The organism is Anaerobium acetethylicum (assembly GCF_900096945.1).
GTDB classification, from domain to species: Bacteria; Bacillota; Clostridia; order Lachnospirales; family Lachnospiraceae; genus Anaerobium; species Anaerobium acetethylicum.
In genome coordinates this window covers 133,722-153,287 of the sequence record NZ_FMKA01000001.1, presented here as the reverse complement: position 1 = coordinate 153,287, position 19,566 = coordinate 133,722, and the positions used below count along the sequence as shown (strand labels likewise).

General features: G+C 44.3%; 18 protein-coding genes. All 18 read right to left on the bottom strand.

The annotated features are described in order from the left end of the window. Positions 1 to 33: 33 nt before the first annotated feature. Positions 34 to 492 (bottom strand): arginine repressor, encoded by a 459-nt coding sequence (argR, locus tag BJR36_RS00665; RefSeq protein WP_091228685.1) that lies wholly within the window; start codon positions 490 to 492, stop codon positions 34 to 36. Between the two features lie 9 nt (positions 493 to 501). Continuing rightward, entirely contained in the window at positions 502 to 1,365 is an 864-nt protein-coding gene (locus BJR36_RS00660) for an NAD(+)/NADH kinase (protein ID WP_091229852.1), read from the bottom strand. Between the two features lie 56 nt (positions 1,366 to 1,421). Beyond that, positions 1,422 to 2,291: a TlyA family RNA methyltransferase gene (locus BJR36_RS00655; protein ID WP_091228682.1), complete on the bottom strand. Its 870-nt coding sequence runs from the start codon at positions 2,289 to 2,291 to the stop codon at positions 1,422 to 1,424. Between the two features lie 71 nt (positions 2,292 to 2,362). After that, positions 2,363 to 4,240 (bottom strand): 1-deoxy-D-xylulose-5-phosphate synthase, encoded by a 1,878-nt coding sequence (gene dxs, locus BJR36_RS00650; protein WP_091228679.1) that lies wholly within the window; start codon positions 4,238 to 4,240, stop codon positions 2,363 to 2,365. Positions 4,241 to 4,305: 65 nt separating this feature from the next. Beyond that, positions 4,306 to 5,193, bottom strand: coding sequence for a polyprenyl synthetase family protein (locus BJR36_RS00645; protein WP_091228677.1), 888 nt, complete (start codon positions 5,191 to 5,193; stop codon positions 4,306 to 4,308). Then, entirely contained in the window at positions 5,183 to 5,389 is a 207-nt protein-coding gene (gene xseB / locus BJR36_RS00640) for an exodeoxyribonuclease VII small subunit (RefSeq protein WP_091228674.1), read from the bottom strand. Before xseB ends, BJR36_RS00645 begins: the two co-directional genes overlap by 11 nt. Then, complete coding sequence (gene xseA, locus BJR36_RS00635; RefSeq protein WP_091228671.1) at positions 5,382 to 6,599, bottom strand: exodeoxyribonuclease VII large subunit; 1,218 nt, start codon at positions 6,597 to 6,599, stop codon at positions 5,382 to 5,384. The genes xseB and xseA overlap by 8 nt, the downstream gene beginning before the upstream one ends. 56 nt (positions 6,600 to 6,655) lie before the next feature. Beyond that, on the bottom strand, positions 6,656 to 7,063 hold the full coding sequence (gene nusB / locus BJR36_RS00630) for a transcription antitermination factor NusB (protein WP_091228670.1): 408 nt from the start codon (positions 7,061 to 7,063) through the stop codon (positions 6,656 to 6,658). 137 nt (positions 7,064 to 7,200) lie between these two features. Then, positions 7,201 to 7,587, bottom strand: coding sequence for an Asp23/Gls24 family envelope stress response protein (locus BJR36_RS00625; RefSeq protein ID WP_091228667.1), 387 nt, complete (start codon positions 7,585 to 7,587; stop codon positions 7,201 to 7,203). A gap of 73 nt (positions 7,588 to 7,660) precedes the next feature. Continuing rightward, positions 7,661 to 9,247: a peptide chain release factor 3 gene (locus BJR36_RS00620; protein WP_091228666.1), complete on the bottom strand. Its 1,587-nt coding sequence runs from the start codon at positions 9,245 to 9,247 to the stop codon at positions 7,661 to 7,663. Between the two features lie 263 nt (positions 9,248 to 9,510). Next, a complete protein-coding gene (locus BJR36_RS00615; protein ID WP_091228663.1) occupies positions 9,511 to 11,598 on the bottom strand; it encodes a polyribonucleotide nucleotidyltransferase in 2,088 nt (695 codons plus the stop codon). 290 nt (positions 11,599 to 11,888) lie between these two features. Continuing rightward, complete coding sequence (rpsO, locus tag BJR36_RS00610) at positions 11,889 to 12,155, bottom strand: 30S ribosomal protein S15 (RefSeq protein ID WP_091228660.1); 267 nt, start codon at positions 12,153 to 12,155, stop codon at positions 11,889 to 11,891. Positions 12,156 to 12,326: 171 nt separating this feature from the next. After that, positions 12,327 to 13,379 carry a C40 family peptidase gene (locus tag BJR36_RS00605; protein ID WP_091228657.1) on the bottom strand — a complete coding sequence of 351 codons (1,053 nt, stop codon included), beginning with the start codon at positions 13,377 to 13,379 and terminating at the stop codon, positions 12,327 to 12,329. 111 nt (positions 13,380 to 13,490) lie between these two features. Continuing rightward, a complete protein-coding gene (locus BJR36_RS00600) occupies positions 13,491 to 14,441 on the bottom strand; it encodes a bifunctional riboflavin kinase/FAD synthetase (protein WP_091228654.1) in 951 nt (316 codons plus the stop codon). After that, positions 14,442 to 15,350, bottom strand: a complete 909-nt coding sequence (truB, locus tag BJR36_RS00595) for a tRNA pseudouridine(55) synthase TruB (RefSeq protein ID WP_091228651.1) — start codon at positions 15,348 to 15,350, stop codon at positions 14,442 to 14,444. Then, positions 15,343 to 16,311 carry a DHH family phosphoesterase gene (locus BJR36_RS00590; protein ID WP_091228648.1) on the bottom strand — a complete coding sequence of 323 codons (969 nt, stop codon included), beginning with the start codon at positions 16,309 to 16,311 and terminating at the stop codon, positions 15,343 to 15,345. Before BJR36_RS00590 ends, truB begins: the two co-directional genes overlap by 8 nt. Positions 16,312 to 16,325: 14 nt before the next feature. Next, positions 16,326 to 16,757: a 30S ribosome-binding factor RbfA gene (gene rbfA / locus BJR36_RS00585; protein WP_091228645.1), complete on the bottom strand. Its 432-nt coding sequence runs from the start codon at positions 16,755 to 16,757 to the stop codon at positions 16,326 to 16,328. Positions 16,758 to 16,936: 179 nt separating this feature from the next. Next, positions 16,937 to 19,564: a translation initiation factor IF-2 gene (infB, locus tag BJR36_RS00580; RefSeq protein ID WP_091228642.1), complete on the bottom strand. Its 2,628-nt coding sequence runs from the start codon at positions 19,562 to 19,564 to the stop codon at positions 16,937 to 16,939. Positions 19,565 to 19,566: the final 2 nt, after the last annotated feature.

Below are 19,566 nucleotides of genomic sequence, written 5' to 3'. Positions count from 1 at the left end.
TTCCCCAATGATATTCTCTTTCAGAGCCGGTAGTTACAGCCTGTTTGCCATTATTTTACTGATTTTGTCCATTATTGTAAGGGTATCTTCTACGCTTCTGATTGCGCACATTATCGTGTCATCTCCTGCTATACACCCTACGATTTCACTCCACTGCATTGCATCAAGGGCCGCAGCCACTGCCATTGCCATTCCTGAAATCGTCTTAATTACAAGAATATTCTGCGCCATATTCATGGATACGAAACCATCCTTGAGTACTCGGATGTATTTGTCGCTCATCCAGCTTTCCTGCCCCTGAAGAACGACGTATTTCTGCCGGCCGCCATCGACAGCAACCTTTGTCAGTTTAAGTTCCCTGATATCCCTTGAAACAGTTGCCTGTGTAACATTGAAGCCGCTTTCGTTCAGTTTATCCGCCAGTTCTTCCTGCGTTTCGATATGGTATTTATTTATTAGTTCAACAATTTTTGTATGCCTCGCTATCTTCATTGCATCCTCCTAATTATTACCCATTTTTTTTCGAAGATTTTCTAAAAAGCTGATTTTGCTTATTTTCAATATCCTGGTCTTCTTTGACGATCTGAATATCTCTATCCTGTCACCGGATGTCAGCCTGATTGACTGGCTGCCATCAAAAACAGCCACCGCTTCATCTGTATAGGTTTTACGCTTCTTGCCGATTTCGATTATGACCTTGTCATCTGCTGACAATACGATGCTTCTTGTATTCAGAGTGTGGGGGCAGATAGGCGTTATAATGATTGTAGAAGCATTCGGCGCCACGATCGGCCCTCCGGCTGACATATTGTATCCGGTAGAACCTGTGGCTGTCGAAATAATGATACCATCAGCGATATAGGAATTCAGGTACTGTTCATTGACATAGAGATTGAAGTTTATCACATGGAGCGATCCATATCTGCCGATCACGATGTCGTTCAGGGCAATATTCTCCATAATCACCTTCTGATGATGGTAGGCGATCCCTTCAAGCATCATGCGCTCTTCAACCTGGTACTCATCCTTAATGAGGCTGTCGAGTGCAGGTATAATTGCCTGTTTGTCGATCTCCGCAAGATATCCCAAAGTCCCGAGATTTACACCTAGCAAGGGAATGTCTTTATCAACGATGTCTCTTGCAGCCAGAATCATCGTTCCGTCTCCGCCGAGCACAAGCACGCATTCGATATCATCCGGAATAAGGTCTGCATTCGTATATTTGTAATCAAGAACCTCGCCGGCTCCGATATCATCCTGTATGGTGCACTCCTTGCCTTGAGCCACCAGATAATCCCGGATTTTTTTTGTGGTTTCAAGATTCTGGTCTTTCTGGCTGTTCGTGATTATATAAAATTTATTCATCCCGGAATACCGTCCTTTCGCACACATAAGCTGGAAATACAATCTCCCTGTCAGAATCAGAGGGTCTCGTGTGCTCTATTTGCAATTGCTTTTATGTCTATTGTCGTCCTGATTCCGGCTGATTTGTCCGCTTCGAATGCCTTGTTCTCCGCTTCTTCTGAACTGCTGACTGCAGGAGTGCCGTCTTCTCTTTCACCATGGTTCTGCAGATATAGAAGATATTCAATATTTCCTTCAGGTCCTTTGATTGGTGAAAAATCAAGATTCAAAATTTCAAATCCAATGCTTTCCGCAAAACCGATCACCTTTTCGATCACCTCTACGTGCACCGCCTTGTCTCTTACTACTCCTTTTTTGCCTACCTTTTCTCTGCCCGCTTCGAACTGCGGCTTGATCAGGCATACAATCTGCCCATCCGGCATCAGAAGGTTCTTAACCGGTCCCAGCACTTTTGTCAGTGAAATAAAGGAAACGTCAATCGAAGCAAATGCGATCCTGTCTTCAATATGCTCCGGCAGCACATAGCGGATATTTGTTTTTTCCATGCATACGACTCTTGGGTCCTGACGGAGCTTCCATGCCAGCTGACCATGCCCTACGTCCACGGAATAAACCTTTACTGCACCGTTCTGAAGCATGCAGTCCGTAAATCCGCCGGTTGAAGAACCTACATCCATGCAGACTTTTCCTTCGATTTCCACGCCAAAATTAGCCATGGCCTTCTCAAGCTTAAGACCTCCACGGCTGACATATTTCAATGTATTGCCTTTTATTATAATTTCCGATTTGTCGTCAAAAGCAGACCCTGCTTTGTCTTCCCGTTCTCCGTTAACGAATACGTTTCCTGACATTATGATGGCCTTTGCCTTTTCTCTTGATTCTGCAAGCTGCCTGTTTACCAGGAGCACATCCAAACGCTCTTTCATGTTCTATCCTCTTTTTCTATAAGTTTCCCTGTTTTAAATCCGCTGAAAGCCTTTGGCAGGTTTAGAAATCCCTATGTATTTTCTCCAAGCAAAATGTAATCTGCTATAATTCTTTTGGTAATGGATTCCGCATCGATTCCGACTTCCTTTTTCAGCAGATCCACATTTCCATGCTCAATGTATTCATCCGGAATCGCTATGATCCGTACAGCCACGTCAAGCCCTGTCTCGTTTACATATCTGAGCACGTGCTCGCCGAAACCGCCGTTGATGACATTCTCCTCAAGCGTCACGATGAGCTTATGGTCCTTCGCAATTTCCGAAATCGTCTTTTCATCAATCGGCTTCAGGAATCTTGCATTTACAAGACTGCAGTTATACCCGATCTCCTTAAGTGTCTGTCGGACCTGTTCGGCAACCTTTACCATGCTTCCTGCGGCAAGAAGGACAATGCCGTCTTCATCATAAATGATTTCACTTTTTCCGTACTCAACTGGAGGTCTGAAGTCATGGAGGCCCTGATAAGCTGTGCCCCTCGGATATCTGACTGCGATTGGTCCTTCAAAGTTAACGGCAAATTTCATCATATCCGATAATTCCCACATATTCTTTGGTGCCAGGATAGTCATGTTCGGTATACTTGTAAGGAATGACAGATCAAACAGCCCCTGATGGGTCTCCCCGTCGCTTCCCACAAGTCCTGCCCTGTCGATTGCGAACACGACATGCAGGTTCTGTATGCACACATCATGAAGGACCTGGTCATATGCCCTCTGCAGAAAAGAGGAATAAACCGCCACGACCGGCTTCAGCCCTGCAGCTGCCATACCCGCCGCAAAAGTAACTGCATGCTCCTCCGCTATGCCCACATCAAAAAATCTTTCCGGGAACATATTTGCAAATCTTTTAAGCCCCGTTCCTTCAGCCATTGCAGCCGTTATTGCTACAACCTTGTCGTCGCGGTCGCCCAGTTTTCTCATGATTGTCGAGAACACATCCGTATAATTTGGTGTTGTCCTTCGGCTTTTGGGCAGGCCTGTTTCTATCTGGAAGGGTTCTGCCCCGTGAAATCTTGCAGGATGCCTTTCTGCAGGGAGGTAACCTCTCCCTTTTTTAGTAAGTACATGTACCAGAACTGCGCCATTTACTTTTTTTGCTTCCCTGAATACCCGGACCATCTGCTGGATATTGTGGCCGTCAACAGGTCCCAGATAGGTGATCCCCATATTTTCGAAAAACATGCCCGGAATCACAAGCTGCTTCAGGCTGCTTTTGGTCTGCTTGATCTTTTGTATCATCCTGTCTCCATAGACTGGGATTTTTGCAAGTGTTGCGGTGACATCATTTTTTAGCTCGTTATATGCTGATGCAGTCCTGATATTGCCAAGCATCTTGGAAATTGCCCCTACATTCTGGGAAATCGACATCTCGTTGTCATTGAGAACAATGACAAAATTGGTTTTTATCTGCCCTGCATTGTTAAGCGCCTCATAAGCCATGCCTCCGGTAAGGGCCCCATCGCCTATTACAGAAACGACTTTATTCGTACATCCGAGTATATCCCTTGCCATCACATACCCAAGACCTGCAGAGATAGAAGTCGAACTATGCCCTGTATCAAAAGAATCGCAATCACTTTCCTTTCGTTTAGGGAATCCGCTCATACCACCGAATTTCCGGAGTTCGTCAAAACCTGCTTTTCTTCCAGTCAGAAGCTTATGGGTATAGGCCTGATGGCCCACGTCCCAGATCATTTTATCTTCAGGAAGGCTGAATGCAAGGTGCATTGCCATAGTAAGCTCGACAACGCCCAGATTGGAAGCCAGATGACCGCCGCTTATACTGATCTTCTCAATCAGGAACCTGCGGATTTCTTCCGCCAGCTGGTGCAGTTCCTCATTATTCAGTTTTTTAATGTCATTGGGCTGATCTATTTTTTCCAATATCATACTTTATACCATGACCTTTCCTGCCTCTTGGAAAAAGACACAAATAAATGTGCAAAGAAATTTCTTTATTTTTCGCGGCCGATTAACCGGAAGATTAACTCAGATAAAAATCCTTTTTCAGGCTGCAGGTCTTCCAGGCTCGCTATAGCCCTTGCGGAAATCTCAGCCACATAGTCCCTTGCTTTGTCTATGCCGTTCAAAGTCACATATGTTGTCTTCTGGTTCTTTTCGTCGCTTCTTATCGGTTTGCCAAGCACCTCAACAGTGCTCGTTACATCCAGAATGTCATCCTGTATCTGGAACGCAAGCCCGACATCAGCTGCCACGCCTTCCATTTTCGCCACTTCCTCGTCAGTGGCTCCGGCCAGAATAGCCCCTATCATCATGGCTGCTTCAATTAGCGCACCGGTCTTTAGTTTGTATATGAAATCCAGCTGATCTTTTTCGATTGATGTGGCAACTGCTTCGATATCCACAGTCTGCCCTCCTATCATGCCGTATATGCCAGACTTCTTTGCAAGGATTGCAAGGGCCTTGCCGATATTCCTGTTATCCGGTTCCTTGTCGAATGCAAGCACTGCCGTTTCAAATGCATAGTTCAGAAGGGCATCGCCCGCCAGGATTCCCATCGCTTCCCCGAATACGACATGGGTCGTCTTCCTGCCTCTTCTGTACTCGTCATTATCCATTGCCGGAAGATCGTCATGGACAAGGGAATAGGTGTGTATCATCTCCATAGCAGCCATAAAAGGTTCAATGACCTCGCTTTGGCCTCCGAACAGCCTGTAAGTTTCCTGCATCAGCATCGGACGAAGCCTTTTTCCTCCAGCCAGTATGCTGTAGTTCATAGCCTCGATTACCGTCTTCTGATACCCTTCCTCAGCAGGGAGATATTTCCTTATGATAGTTTCGATTTCTGAAGTCTTTGCTGATATTTCTTCATTAAAATTCATGTGTTTCACCATCTTCATTTATGATAAGTATTTTCTTTTCGACCTTGTCGATTTTATCATTGCAATATTTTAAAAGCTTCATTCCCTTGTCATATTCCTGAAAAGAATCCTCAAGCGTGATGCTTCTGTCTTCGAGTTTCTTAATCATTTCATCCAATTCTACAAAAGCTTCCTCTAAGGTCATTTCTTTATCCATTATGATTTCTCCTCATCTTCACTTTATCAAGAACTTTTGCACTGATCTCGCCGTTCGCAACATGAATCCTGAGCAGGTCGTCTTTTTTAACCTGCTCCACATCAGTCACTGCCATGCCCCGCTCATCTGCCACGAAAGAATAACCCTGGTTAAGCTTTTGAAGCGGAGAAAGTCCATTCATTTTCTCTATGTAAATATCAAGCTGATATCTTTTATTCAATATTAATTTTTTCATGTTTTCCTGAAGCCTGTTTTCAAGATCTGCCGCATACTGGCGTTTTTCCCGTATCTGGCTCACAGGACTTAAATAATTCAGCTTCAGACTGTAGTTCTCTGCGATGCTTCTTATATAGATGAGTTTGTTTTTTAGCAGGCTTCCCATCCTGCGCTGATAGTCCCACAGCTTTTCCTGCAGCGCTCCGTAATCGAATACTGCAAGTTCTGCCGCTGCCGAAGGGGTCGGTGCCCTTAAATCAGCCACATAATCCGATATGGTCGTATCAGTCTCATGTCCGACGGCTGAAATGATGGGTGTACTGCATTGAAAAACTGCTCTTGCTACTATTTCCTCATTAAATGCCCAAAGATCCTCTATGGAGCCTCCACCACGGCCAATAATGATCGTATCGACCCTATATCTGTCAAGGGTCTCGATTCCCTTCACAATGCTCTCTGCGGCTCCTTCTCCCTGCACAAGGGCAGGGTACAGGATAATCTGGAGATAGGGATTTCGTCTTTTTGCAATATTTATAATGTCTCTTACTGCCGCTCCAGTCGAAGCGGTAACAATTCCCAGCTTTTCTATATATCTTGGAATGGGCTGTTTGTATTCCTGAGAAAACATCCCCATTTCTTCAAGCTTTTTCTTGAGTTCTTCCAGCTTCTGATAGAGAAGCCCTGAACCTTCTAACAAAATCTCTTTCGCATAAAGCTGGTAGCGGCCATCTCTTTCATAGATGCTGACGCTCCCCAGAACGATGACTTTCTGCCCTTCCTTCATCGAAAAAGCAAGCCCGCTCCGTTGCCCTGCAAACATGACGCAGGCAATGGTTCCGGTCTCATCTTTCAGCGTGAAATAAATATGGCCGGAGGTATGATACTTACAGTTTGATACCTCGCCTTTTATATATATACGGCCCAGCATAAAATCCTGGGCGAACATATTCTTGATATAGGCGTTCACCTGTCCTACTGTATATATATTCTGCATGTCCATCCTCCCTGGTTTTTATCGAAGCCGACAGTTTTCAGCCTCAGTGCCTTCTTCTATGCTTCAGCAGGCACCAGTTTGGCAAGAATTCCGTTAATGAAAGCCGGCGATTCGTCTCCGCCGAAAATCTTTGAAATCTCTACCGCCTCATTGATTGCAACGCCGGTCGGCACTGAAGGGTCATATTTCATTTCATACACCGCAAGACGGATAAGCGTCAGATCGACTTTTCCCATACGGGATAATTTCCATCCTTCGGACGCAGCCTCGATATCTTTGTCTATTTCATCAAGTTTGCTGAGGATTGCATTATATTTGTCCTCGATATATTTATGTTCTTTTTCATCAAGCTCCTCATGCCAGTCAAAATACAGTTTCACCTGTTCCGGCATTTCGTCCAGACTATTAAACTCTAATCGGAACAATAATTTGAATACATTTTCTCTTAATTCTCTTCTGGTCATTTCTATTTCCTCCCGGAATGGATTTTTTGCAATGTTCAGCCGACCAGGCTGGAAATTGCATTTTTTAATCTTAAAGAAAAGGGATGTCTTTCCGTCAGACACCCCGCATTATAATACAATTTGACAAGTTATAAAGATTATTTGTTTTTTTCCATATTTACGCCTGCAACCCTGATATTCACATCAGCAACTTCCAGTCCTGTCATATTCTCTATAGCTGTCTTGACCTTCTCCTGTACTTTTGCAGATGTCGCAGGTATATTGTAACCATACTCCAGGTTAAGAGCAAGGTCGACATTTACACTGCCGTCTAAGACTTCAACTCTGACACCTTTTGAAAGGTTCTTCATGCCGAGCTTAGCTACAAGCTCATTTGTAATATTTCCGGCCATTGAACCTACACCTTCAACTTCTGTTGCGGCAAGTCCGGCAATTATAGCAACCACTTCATCAGCAATCTGTACTTCCCCGATTTTTCCGTCTGCGTGAATCATATGTGTGTTTCTGTTCTCTTCTTTTGACATTTTCACAACCTCCTAAGAATGTTTCCTATTACTATTATAGCAAAGCTGGCAATTATTGCAATTAATTTTTGCTTTAGCGGCCGAATTCAGATAGTTTCAGCCCTGGATTCCTGTCAATTGTCATGCCGATGCTCCAGCTGTTTACAAATAGAAGCAGCGGATTTCCCTTCAGATCTTTGATTTTTTTCATATCTGAAGTTCCCATCAGTTTGTTCATATCAGTATCCTTATTCTCAATCCAGCGGATATGCTCATAAGGGAGCCTTTCCATACGGATTTCAACGTTATACTCGTTTTCAAGACGGTACTGGAGTACTTCAAACTGAAGGACGCCGACAACACCCACGATGATTTCTTCCATTCCTGTGTTGAATTCCTGGAATATCTGGATTGCACCTTCCTGTGCAATCTGGCTGATGCCTTTGATGAACTGCTTGCGCTTCATGGTATCGACCTGGCGTACACGGGCGAAATGTTCAGGCGCAAAGGTAGGGATTCCTTCATATTCAAATTTCTCTGCAGAAACACAGAGTGTGTCGCCTATAGAAAAAATACCCGGATCGAATACGCCAATTATATCACCTGCGTAAGCCTCTTCTATGATTTTTCTTTCCTGGGCCATGAGCTGCTGAGGCTGGGAAAGGCGGATTTTCTTGTTGCCCTGTACATGGTATACTTCCATTCCTGCTTCGAATTTTCCCGAACATATTCTCATGAATGCGATTCTGTCCCTGTGGGCTTTGTTCATGTTCGCCTGGATCTTGAATACGAAAGCTGAAAATTTCTCGTTGACCGGATCAATCAGACCCTTGTTTGACATCCTTGGAAGTGGCGGACTCGTCATCTTGAGGAAGTTTCGGAGGAATATCTCAACACCGAAGTTTGTAAGCGCAGATCCGAAGAAAACTGGTGATAGTTTCCCGCTGCTGACAAGCTCCATGTCAAATTCATCACTTGCTCCGTCAAGAAGTTCGATATTGTCCATGAGCTCATCCCTGTAGTCCTGGCCGATGATTCTGATTAGATCGGGATCGTTTACTGACACCTCGCTGGAAGCGCCTTCTTTCTGTCCTCTGGAAGTACCTGAAAAAGTAGTTACTATCTTCGTTTTTCTGTCATAGACCCCTTTGAAATCCTTACCGCAGCCAATTGGCCAGTTCACAGGGCATGTTTTAATACCAAGTTCCTTTTCTATTTCATCAAGCAATTCAAACGGGTCGTTTGCCTCCCTGTCCATTTTATTGATGAAGGTAAAAACCGGAATATTCCTTAAAAGGCATACTTTGAACAGCTTTCTTGTCTGCTTCTCAACACCTTTCGATGCATCGATAACCATTACGGCTGAATCAGCCGCCATAAGGGTCCTGTATGTATCTTCCGAGAAATCATCATGTCCTGGTGTATCCAGTATATTTATGCAGAAATCGTCGTAATTAAACTGAAGCACGGAAGAAGTTACGGAAATACCTCTTTCTTTTTCAATTTCCATCCAGTCGGAAACAGCATGCTTTGCAGTTGCCTTTCCTTTTACAGAACCGGCCATGTTGATCGCTCCTCCATAAAGCAGGAACTTCTCTGTAAGCGTGGTCTTTCCAGCATCGGGATGGGATATAATCGCGAACGTTCTTCTTTTCTTTATTTCTTTACTCAGTTTTAACAAAGTGAATCCTCCTAATTGCCCCGAGGGCTAAAATGCAATAAAAATCATCTCGAACCTTTCTATTGCCACAAACCATGTAATTGTATAATATCCACATGGTTATTGTCAAGGGAAGGGAGATTTTTTTATCTCATAGGACGAAACTGCGTTACTGTTCACGGAGTGAACAGTAACGCAGTTACCTGTGAGATTAAAAAACCGCCGCAGGACACCCCGCGGCGGCAATGAAATTTATAAGCAGTCTCCATTCATGGAAGCGAAAACTATTCCACGTCCTTGATGCTTAAGTTGATTCTGCCCATCTTGTCGACTTCAATAACTTTTACGGTAACAATATCGCCGATATTGACAACATCTTCAACTTTTTCGACTCTGTTTTTCGCGAGCTTTGATATATGAACAAGTCCGTCCTTGTTTGGCGCGAGTTCTACGAAAGCGCCGAACTGCATGATTCTTACGACCTTGCCCGTGAATATCTGTCCCTCTTCAATGTCCTGGGTAATTGTCTTGATGATTTCAAGAGCCCTGTTGATTCCTTCAGCTTCAACGCCACAAACGGATACTTTTCCGTCATCAGTGATGTCGATCTTAACGCCTGTCTCATCAATAATCTTATTGATTGTCTTGCCCTTCTGTCCGATGATTTCGCTGATTTTCGCAGGATCAACCTGAATCTGGATGATCTTCGGAGCATATGTTCCAACTTCCGGCCTTGCCTCCGCGATAACAGGATTCATTACTCCATCTAAGATGTATGTTCTTGCAGTCTTGGTTTTCCTGATTGCTTCTTCAACAATCTTTCTTGTAAGGCCGTGGATCTTGATATCCATCTGGATTGCTGTGATTCCCTTATGGGTGCCGGCAACCTTGAAGTCCATGTCTCCAAAGAAGTCTTCAAGCCCCTGGATATCTGTAAGTACGATGTAATCGTCATCAGTATCTCCAGTTACAAGCCCTACTGAAATACCTGCAACAGCAGCCTTGATTGGAACGCCGGCAGCCATCAATGATAATGAAGATGCACAGATGCTTCCCTGTGAAGTAGATCCGTTTGATTCCATGATTTCCGAAACAGTACGGATTGCATATGGGAATTCTTCTTCTGATGGAAGAACAGGAACGAGTGCTTTTTCTGCTAAGGCTCCGTGTCCGATTTCACGTCTTCCCGGTCCTCTTGAAGGTTTTGTTTCACCTACCGAGTATGAAGGGAAGTTGTAATGGTGCATGTATCTCTTTGACTTTTCATTTTCATCAAGACTGTCCAGTCTCTGTGCATCAGTTAATGTGCCAAGTGTTGTGATTGTCATGACCTGAGTCTGTCCTCTTGTGAACATGCCTGATCCATGAACTCTTGGAAGAAGGTCCACTTCTGCAGCTAATTTTCTGATTTCAGTTACTGCTCTTCCGTCTGGACGTTTCTGATCCTTTAAGATCATTTTACGTACAGTCTTCTTCTGAAATTTATAAACAGCTTCTTCGATAAACGGAATCCATTCCGGATTAACTTCTGCAAAATGTTCTTCCAGGCTGTTTTTGATTACTCTGATATTTTCTTCTCTTACCTGCTTTTCATCTGTGAAAACAGCAGTTTCCATTGCTTCAGGAGTGATGAATGCAACCATGGCATCATAAAGATCTGCAGGAACTTCACAGCTTGTATATGCATGTTTTGGCTTTCCGCATTCAGCTACGATCGTGTCAATGAAAGCGATAACCTTCTGGTTGAGTTCATGTGCAGCAAAGATAGCTTCAATCATCTTATCTTCATCAATTTCATTAGCGCCTGCTTCGATCATGATTACTTTATCCCTTGTTGATGCAACTGTAAGGGCAAGGTCTGAAACTGCCTTCTGCGCATTTGTAGGGTTGAAGATCATTTCTCCATCAATCATACCTACCATTGTTGCAGCTGTAGGTCCGTCGAATGGGATGTCTGAAACTACGGTTGCGATTGCAGAACCTAACATAGCTGTAAGCTCAGGGCTGCAGTCCTGGTCAACGCTCATTACGAGGTTGTTTAATGTAACGTCATTTCTGTAGTCTTTTGGGAATAAAGGCCTCATCGGTCTGTCGATAACCCTTGATGTAAGAACAGAATTTTCGGAAGCTTTACCTTCTCTTTTATTGAATCCTCCTGGGATTCTTCCTACTGAATATAATTTTTCTTCGTATTCAACGCTTAATGGGAAAAAATCGATACCTTCCCTTGGCTTTTCTGATGCAGTTGCAGTTGATAATACAACAGTGTCCCCATAATGCATTAATGCTGCTCCGTTTGCCTGCGCTGCCACTCTGCCGATTTCAACAACAAGCGGTCTTCCGGCTAAATCCATTGAAAAACTCTTAAACATAGTCTTATCTCCTTTAATTTTCCACGGCACTTACCATCAGGTATTCGCCGTTCATAATGTCCGGATTGCCGAAACAATCCCTATAGTGAATCTGCTGGCAGAAGATGCCGAAACTACTGAAAAGCCTACTTGGCCTTTGTGTAAAATAAGCTTTTCAGTGGTCTCGGAAATAGTCCTCTGCCAGATAAATCAATCGATGCCAAATAAAGTGGATTCGCCACTTCAACGCCTTTGATACATGAAGAGAAAGAGGCGGATTACTCCGCCTCTTTCTTTCATATAGCTAAGAATTACTTTCTGATTCCAAGACGTTCGATTAAAGTACGGTATCTTTCAATATCAGTTTTCTTTAAATAAGCAAGTAATCCTCTTCTCTGTCCTACCATTTTGAGAAGACCTCTTCTTGAATGATGATCTTTCTGATGCACTTTTAAATGCTCAGTTAATTCTGTGATCCTTGCTGTTAAAACAGCGATCTGAACTTCTGGTGAACCAGTGTCGCCAGGTGTTCTTGCGAATTCTGCCATAATGGCTGTTTTTTTGTCTTTTGCTATCATTGTATTTCCTCCTTGTTTTTAACCGCCGTATACTAAGAAAAAGGTCGGAGTGTCCAATTTCTGAATATCAGCTGATTTCTCATACTTGATTAGTATATCATAAGGGCGTTGCCATGTAAACCATTTTATTCCTATTTGATCATTAATGATTCTGGCACCATTTTATACTTATTAATCGTTAATGATTCTGACAGCAGCTACAGGTGTCCTGTAATACGTTTCAGAAATCTTGATTCCTGTCTTTGCAGAACTTGCATGTATTACCTGTCCATTCCCTATGTACATAACAACATGTTCGATGGTACCGCCTCTGGCGTAGAAAATAAGATCTCCCGGCTTAACATCTGCCACATCAATCCTCGTTCCATTTTTTACCTGCTCACGCGATGTCCTGTTGATCGAAATCCCAAAATGCTTGTAGATTGACATGGTGAATCCGGAACAGTCCGTTCCATTTGTAAGGCTTGTTCCGCCCCATACATATCTGTTTCCGAGAAACTGCTTTGCATATTCGACCATCGATGCTCTCACATCAGAAACGCCTTCGCCGTACTGTAGCTCGGTCATAGTCGCTGCTGTTGATAGCGAGCTTGACATGGTCACATATTGCTTCGAAACATATCCTTCGCCGCCGTTTATCGAAATCTTGATCCATTCGCCCTGGTCTTCTAAAACCTGCAGTTCCTGGCCTGCCGCAACAAGGCTGAGAACGCCGGACTCAACGTTGGCCTGCTCTCTCACCTTAAGCGTAGCGGTGTTTACAGTCGCTTTTGAAACAAGCGCCCCTGCTGCTGCCACATTGGCTTCGGCTCCGGTATACAGAAATTCATTCTTTACAAATCCCGTTACTTTTCCAGACTGGATCCAGGACCATTCTCCTGTTACCTGAAGGATTTCACAGCCGTCATTCACGCTCAGTCTGCCGACAATGGCAGCTGCTTCGGATGCCGCCTCTCTGACGTTGACCTCATCAGCCTTGGATACGCCAAGGTTTGTATAGCCGCTGACGATTGAAATAACAGGTGCTGCAGTGACTGCATCCAGATTTACCGCTGATTTCAGCGCTGCCGAACCATAGTATTCGTTCAACGTAGCTGCCACACCGGCATATGGAACAACACTCAGTTTATCTATCAAATCTGCCTTTGCATTCATGCCCATCCCAGATGTTAAAGCGCCTGCTATTAGCAATGCTCCACAGGCTTTCATAATTCTTTTCTTCATTTTTTACTCCTGATTGTTCTTTAAATGTTACGAAATTGTTAAATATATTACCAAGTTATTATAACAATCAGGAGTATTATTGTCAACCATTAATAATTATGTTAACCTTTTTTATCTGGAAACAGGGTTACTGTTCGTGCTGTGAGCAGTAACGAAATAGTCCCTGCTGAACTGGATATCACGCTCCAGCTGTTCTTTCAGGGCATCCAGCGATTCGAATTTTTCCTCCGGACGTTCAAACCGGAACAGCTGAACCTCTATTATTTTTTCATAAAGGTTTCCCTCAAAATCAAAAATATATGTCTCGACGCCTTTTTCAATTTCCCTGCCTACGGTAGGTTTGTGGCCTATGTTCGTAACGCCGATGTAGCTTCTGCCATCGATAACTGTTTTCGACGCATAGACACCGTTAGGCGGGAGAAGCTTGCGGCAGGGCGGAACAAGATTTGTTGTCGGCATTCCAATAGTCCTGCCGATTTTACGGCCATGGAGAACTTCTCCGATTACGGAAAAAGGATGCCCCAGAAGGCAGTTAACCTTTTCCATATTTCCAAGGCTGACTTCCTTCCTGACAAGAGTGCTGCTGATCTCCTCACCTTCAAACATCTCCTTATCGACCACTTCAAGAATAAATCCATACTTTTTGCTTAGTTTTTCAAGAAGTCTGTAGTCGCCTTTTCTTTTATGGCCGAATCTGAAATCAGTTCCAACCGCAATATATCCGGCATTGAGCTTATCCACAAGGATTTCCTTAATGAAGGTTTCAGGCTCCATGGACGCTATCTTCATGTCGAAAGGATATTCGACAAGATAATCCAGCCCTAACTGTTCCACAAATGTCCTGCGCTCCTCATTTGTTAAAAGCAGTTCGGCAGACTTATGATTCAGGAGTTCGGCAGGAGCGATAGAAAACGTGAAAATCACAGTCTTCATCTGTTCGCGTTTTGTCAGAATCTTCTTGATCAGCTTCAGATGGCCCTTATGGAGCCCATCAAATTTTCCAAGTGTTACTGCTGTCTTTTCTTCAATTTTAAAATTCGTGGTGTCCGCAATATAATTCATCTAATTACTCCCAAAAAACATCTTCACCGGCCTGTACTGGCTCTTTTCTTCATCAAACTTATAGACGCCGATGAAACTGGCTTCTTCATCGTATACCCTGATGGTCCTGTCCGCGCCTTCTGTCCCTTCCCTTTTCAGGATATGTTCCTCGAGGAACGCATTTCCATTGTAAAGCAATTTATTGAATTCCTCTGAAACAGTCACGGCAGGATAGTCCGTGAACATCTCGTCAATTGGTATGATGCATCCCTCCAGCCCGTCCTGGTCTCTCAGTTCTTCAATTTCATTAAGCTTCAGGCTGTCCACTATCAAAAAACGTCCCACTTTTGTACGGAGAAGCTTCTCCATGCACCCGCCGGTTCCAAGCTTATGCCCGATATCGTGGCAGAGCGTCCTGATGTAGGTGCCTTTTGAACATGATACGCTCATCCTTACTCTCGGCAGGCTGATCTCTTCGATTGTGATATCATATATATGAAGGCGTCTTGGCTGGCGTTCGATTTCCACGCCTTCCCTTGCCAGCTCATACAGTTTTTTACCATTTACCTTTAATGCTGAATACATCGGCGGAATCTGGTCATAGTCTCCGACAAAGCCCATAATGGCTTCCCTTACCTGGTCTTCTGATACAGAAACCGCTGATTCCTGCAGGATTTTCCCTGAAGTATCCTGGGTATCTGTTGTAATTCCAAGCAGGAGGGTCGCCTCATAGATTTTGTCTTTGTCAGTCAGCATATCGCAGAGTTTCGTTCCTTTGCCAAGGCAGACCGGAAGCACGCCTTCTGCATCAGGATCCAGTGTTCCTGTATGGCCGATTTTCTTCTGTCTCAGTATACCTCTAAGTTTTGCAACCACATCGTGGGATGTGAAGCCTTTCTCCTTGTATACGTTAATTATTCCGTTAATCACAAATCTTCTCCTGTAAAAGCTGAAGTTCAATCTGGGAAGTAAGGTTGTTGATGACATCATGCATTGTACCCGCCATCGTACACCCTGCCGCCCTTACATGGCCTCCACCTCCGAAATAGTAGGCGATCCTGCTTACATCCACCTTGTCGCTGGACCTAAGGCTCACCTTAAATTCATGGTTACCTGTCTCATATAGGAAAATGGCACATTCCACGCCCTCGGTCACCCTGAGCTGGCTTACGATTCCGTCGAAATCCTGATGGGTCACTCCGTAGAATACCATTTCCTTCCGCGTGAGCCCTGACACGATACATTTCCCGTCAAGGAGGAGAATGCTTTCGAGCAGCGCTCTTCCAAGAATCTGGTTCTGCACATAGCTTTTCTTATTGAAGGTGTCATCGATGATTTTCGAAAACTCAATCCCCTTGCTCATAAGCTTTCCTGCTATATTCATGGTTTTTTCAGATGTATTCGTGTACTGGAAAACGCCCGTATCATGTACCATTCCGGTATAGATTGCCTCGGCGATGGCTTTGTCTATACACGATTCCTCTAAAAGCCCATATACAAGTTCACATGTCGAACTGGCATCTGGAATGATATAGTTAATATCGGCATAACTCTGATTGCTGATATGGTGGTCGATGCAGATCGTTTTCTTCGCCGTTTCAAAATATTTTTTCGCATCTCCAAGCCTGTTCAGATCGCTGCAATCAACCACGATGCAGAGATCGTATTCTTCATCGCTGTCAAAAACCGAAATAATGTTGTCCGTATTTTTGATAAATGAAAATACGTTCTGGATTTCCTCTAAATAAACATCGGCCTCAATGTTTGGGAAATTATCACAAATATAATTATATATGGCCATGCAGGAGCCGACACAGTCGCCGTCGGGCCTTATGTGTCCTGCTATTGCCACAGACTTAACTCCCTTTAATTCCGGTGCTAGTTTATTCATATTTCATCATCCTTTTAGTCTTCTGATTCTGTTTCTTCGGATTCCACGGATTCATCGAAGCCGTCAGCTGCGTCAGCTTCTTTTGAATCATCTGGTTTCCTTGTAACATCATCAATTAATTTAGACATATTGACGCCATATTCGATAGACTGGTCAAGGATGAATTTAATAACCGGAGTATTCCTTAAATTAATCGTCCTTGCCAGCTTTGATCGGATATACCCTTCAGCACTTCTTAAGCCTTCTAATGTTGATTTCTGTGAATCAGTATCGCCAAGAACACTGATGTAAGCCTTGCAGCTCTTCAGGTCCGGAGCCACTTCCACGGCAACCACCGAAGTCATAGGATTGATTCTCGGATCCTTGATTTCACCGCGTATGATATTGCTGAGTTCCTTCTGGACTTCTCCGTTAATCCTGGTATTTTTTATACTATTTTTTCTCATTATTCCCACCATGCTTCTTTCCGTCAGGAACCGTCTGTTTCTCGTCCCTGCCTTAGCATTTATCTTTCTTCATATAGTTGGATGATACGCACAAATAATTGTCAAAAGGAGAACAAATGCCGGCTTAGCCGTCACTTGTCCTCACCTGATTAGTCAGCGACAGAATAAAATCCCGTCCTCTATCTTGGCACTTCTACCATTGTATAAGCTTCCACCATATCAAGTTCTTTAACGTCATTGAATTTTTCAAATACAAGACCACATTCATATCCTGCTTTTACTTCTTTAACGTCATCCTTGAATCTCTTTAATGAAGCAAGAGGTCCTTCGAAAATAAGTTCCTTGTCTCTGGTAACTCTTACGCTGCAGCCTCTCTGGAAAAGGCCATCGAGTACATAAGAACCTGCAATCGTTCCAATTCCGGAAGCTTTAAATGTCTGTCTGATTTCTGCATGTCCGAGTACTTTCTCTTCAAATATCGGTTCAAGCATACCCTTCATGGCTGATTCCACATCTTCGATTGCGTTATAGATTACTTTGTATAACCTCAAGTCAACTTTTTCACGGTCTGCGAAGCTCTTTGCCATAGGATCCGGACGAACATTGAAACCGATTATGATTGCGTTAGATGCTGATGCAAGCATAACGTCTGATTCATTGATTGCGCCAACGCCGCCGTGGATTACCTTAACAATGACTTCTTCATTAGAAAGTTTTACAAGACTCTGTTTTACGGCTTCAACCGAACCCTGAACGTCTGCTTTAACAATAATTCCTAATTCCTTCACATTTCCAGCCTGGATCTGTGAGAATAAGCCATCTAATGAAAGTTTTGCTTTTGTATCATCAAGAAGTTTTTCTCTGCCTTCAGAAATAAATGTCTCTGCAAAGTTTCTTGCTTCTTTGTCATTTTCTGTTACTACGAATATTTCGCCTGCATTAGGCACATCATTAAGCCCTAAAATTTCAACTGGCGTTGAAGGTCCTGCTTCTTTGATTCTTCTTCCCTTGTCATCAACCATCGCGCGGACTTTGCCGTGGCATGGTCCGACAGCTATAGGATCTCCGACTCTCAGGGTACCTTTCTGCACAAGTATGGTTGCAACAGGTCCTTTTCCTTTGTCAAGTTCAGCTTCGATTACAAGACCTCTTGCTGTTCTCTTAGGATTAGCCTTCAGTTCACACATTTCTGCGGTCAGAAGGATCATTTCAAGAAGCTGTTCGATTCCTTCACCTGTATGTGCAGATACCGGTACAAAAATCGTGCTTCCGCCCCAGTCTTCAGCAATCAATTCGTATTCTGTAAGTTCCTGTTTAACTCTTTCAATATTTGCACTTGGTTTATCGATTTTGTTTACCGCAACAATGATCTCGATTCCTGCCGCTTTTGCATGGTTAATCGCTTCAACTGTCTGCGGCATGACACCATCATCTGCTGCGACTACAAGGATTGCGATATCTGTTGAGTTTGCACCTCTCATTCGCATTGAAGTGAAGGCTTCATGTCCCGGCGTATCAAGGAAGGTGATCTTCTGTCCGCCGCGGCTAACTACATAAGCACCAATATGCTGTGTGATTCCGCCGGCTTCCTTGTCTGTAACGTGAGTCTTTCTGATTGCATCAAGAAGGGAAGTCTTTCCATGGTCAACATGGCCCATTACACAGATTACAGGAGGTCTTGAAACCATTTTGCTTTCATCTTCTTCTTCCTCTTTCAGGAGTTCTTCTATTACATCTATCTTTACTTCAGGTTCAACAATAAAGTTGAATTCGAGTGCGATTTCTTCTGCAGTTTCATAAGTAATATCCTGGTTGACAGTTACCATTGTTCCCTGCAGGAAAAGCTTCTTGACAAGAACCGCTGCAGGCATTTTCATGGCTTCAGCAAGATCCCTTATTGTAAGCATTTCAGGCAATGCGATTGTCTTGACCACCTCTTCTTTTACAACTGGTGCTGCTTGCTGCTGTGGCTGTGCATTCCTGTTTCCTCTGTAATTGTTTCTGCCCTGGTTTGGTCTTTTGCTGTTCGGACGATTGCTGTTTGGACGGTTGCCACCTGTCTGAGCCTGTCCGCCCTGTGCTGGCCTCTGTCCCTGAGTCTGTCCGCCCTGCGGTCTCTGTCCCTGAGTCTGTCCGCCCTGTGGCCTCTGTCCCTGGGTCTGTCCGCCCTGCGGTCTCTGTCCCTGAGTCTGTCCGCCCTGTGGCCTCTGTCCCTGGGTCTGTCCGCCCTGCGGTCTCTGTCCCTGGGTCTGTCCGCCCTGAGGTCTCTGTCCCTGGGTCTGTCCGCCCTGAGGTCTCTGTCCCTGGGTCTGTCCGCCCTGAGGTCTCTGTCCCTGAGTCTGTCCGCCCTGAGGTCTCTGTCCCTGAGTCTGTCCGCCCTGCGGCCTCTGTCCCTGAGTCTGTCCGCCCTGAGCCGGTCTCTGTCCCTGGGTCTGTCCGCCCTGAGCCGGTCTCTGTCCCTGGGTCTGTCCGCCCTGAGCCGGTCTCTGTCCCTGGGTCTGTCCGCCCCGTGCCGGTCTTTGTCCCTGAGACTGTCCGCCCTGTGGTCTTACTCCAGCCCTGCTGTTCTGTGGATGATAAACCTGTGAAATGTTTGACTTCTTTTCTTCAGGTACATTGCTTTCCGTGCTCTGAACTGGTTTTGTCTCCGTTTTTGTAAATGCCTTTTTCACAAGATCCACGTTCTCATCGGTCAGTGTGCTCATGTGATTCAGAACCTCCACATTTGAATCCTTCAATATATTTATAATGTCCTTGCTGGACTTATCTATCTGCTTCGCTAACTCATGTATTCGTATTTTTGACATAC